This is a genomic window from Rothia sp. HMSC072B04 (assembly GCF_001813725.1).
Classification (GTDB): Bacteria; Actinomycetota; Actinomycetes; order Actinomycetales; family Micrococcaceae; genus Rothia; species Rothia mucilaginosa.
This window is the reverse complement of the sequence record NZ_KV813811.1, coordinates 8,650-10,618: the sequence shown is the minus strand read 5'-3', so window position 1 is coordinate 10,618 and position 1,969 is coordinate 8,650. Positions and strand designations below refer to the sequence as shown.

Sequence of the window (1,969 nt, the reverse complement as noted above, 5' to 3'; positions counted from 1 at the left end):
GGTCGAATCCATAGAAGATACGCTCCTATCATCGGTGACGGTGTGATGTATATGTGCAAGTCAGGCCATTATTCGCAGGTTAAGCTGACCGCCGGAAGAAAAACAGCCCCGTAGTACGCCCAACAAACGCATCAATGCGCTATAGAACACTACAACGTCCACCATACCGTATATTCGCCGTCGTTTGCATTCTTTTGGGTGATAAAGCGACGAAACATCACCATATGAACACATCAATGCTTTATATATCAAATAAGTACCTGCACGCAAAGAATTTACACATAATGGTGAGTGTTCCCCGGCAAAAGAATCCCCACAGCAGACCAGGGGAGAGGGCCGCGGACCAAAAGAATGAACAGCAAGCTAGGGGAGTAGATAGCGGGGCAGAGTAATAGCCGATAGGTTAAGGGAATATTCGATAGGCTAGTTCCTTCACAACGGGTATAAAACCCACGGCGAAGACACTAACCTATCGAACGCTGCGCCCACCCAAGAGCACCCGCCCAAGACAGACCCTGCCCAAAACACACTCCACCTCAGCCTCCGCACCCGAATACCCATGCCCTCGCATTCCCGACCTCCGCGTCCCAGCCCAGCAGCCCCTCCCGTATATCCCACCCCACTCCCTCCTCATACCCGTAATGTGGCGGGCAACTCATGCGGCTCACGCGGGGTGTTAGACAGTACTACACTTAAAGCGGAAGTCACATCGCCGTCACTGAAGAAAAGAGTTTTTGTGCCCACCACGACCGTACATTTGACCGACCGCATCCCTCGCGTTTCTGCTGATGAGTTGCTGGCGGGTTTCCGCCCCTCTGAGCGTTTTGGTGAAGTGTCTTTTGATAGCTATATTCCTGATCCGAATCAGCCGTCGCAGGCTGAGGCTGTGCAGAAGCTGAAGGATTTTGGCGACAAGATTAATGGTGGCGGTGCTGGTGCCGGTTTCTTTGGTCGCCTGTTTGGTGGCAAGAAGAAGGATGCGACGAAGGCTGGCCTGTACCTTGACGGCGGTTTTGGTGTGGGTAAGACTCACTTGTTGGCGTCGCTGTGGCATTATGTGGATGGCCCGAAGGCGTTCGGTACTTTTGTGGAGTACACGAACCTGGTGGGTGCGTTGACGTTCCGTAAGACGGTTGAGGCGTTGAGCAGCTACAAGCTGGTGTGTATTGACGAGTTTGAGCTGGATGATCCGGGTGATACTGTGCTCATGTCTCGTCTGATGCGTGAGCTGGCGGATGCTGGCGTGAAGCTTGTGGCGACCTCGAATACGCTGCCTGGTGCGCTGGGTGAGGGCCGTTTCGCGGCTGAGGATTTTAAGCGTGAGATTCAGGTGCTTGCTTCGCAGTTTGAGGTGCACCGTGTGGATGGTGAGGATTTCCGTCACCGTGGCCTGCCTGCCGCACCGGAGCCTGTTGCTGATGATGCGTTTGATGCGAAGGTTGAGGAAGTGTTCGGCGGCCAGACTGTTGGTGTTGATAACTTCGCTGACCTGGTGGAGCATCTGGCGAAGGTGCACCCGTCGCGTTACCGTCAGCTGATTGATGGCTTGGATGGTATTGCGTGGCGTGATGTTCACCCGATTACTGAGCAGTCGGTGGCGTTGCGTTTTGTGGTGTTGGCTGACCGCCTGTATGACAAGGACCTGCCGATTGTTTCTTCGGGTGTGCCTTTTGACAAGGTGTTTACTGAGGAGATGCTGGCTGGTGGTTATCAGAAGAAGTATTTCCGTGCGGTGTCTCGTTTGACTGCGTTGGCTCGTGAGGGCATGCTCGGCGAGGAGGCGGAGCGCTAGTTCCGCTGTTCGCCGGGGCCGAGCTTTGGCCGGCTCGGGTTTTGATGCGCTGTTCTTTCTAGTCCCGTGAGACTCGAAGCTCGCGCGGTTTGCATGGTTAGCTTGGTTAGTCTGGTTTACCTGAACCGCGCCAACCCCTCTCATACGTGAAGACCCTCGCCGGGTCGCTTAGGAAGC

1 protein-coding gene is annotated in these 1,969 nt (G+C 54.7%); it reads left to right on the top strand.

Features of this window, described 5'->3' with window-relative positions; translation table 11 throughout:
• The first annotated feature begins 736 nt into the window (after positions 1 to 736).
• Positions 737 to 1,792: a cell division protein ZapE gene (gene zapE, locus HMPREF2928_RS06680; RefSeq protein WP_070687891.1), complete on the top strand. Its 1,056-nt coding sequence runs from the start codon at positions 737 to 739 to the stop codon at positions 1,790 to 1,792.
• Positions 1,793 to 1,969 lie beyond the last annotated feature (177 nt).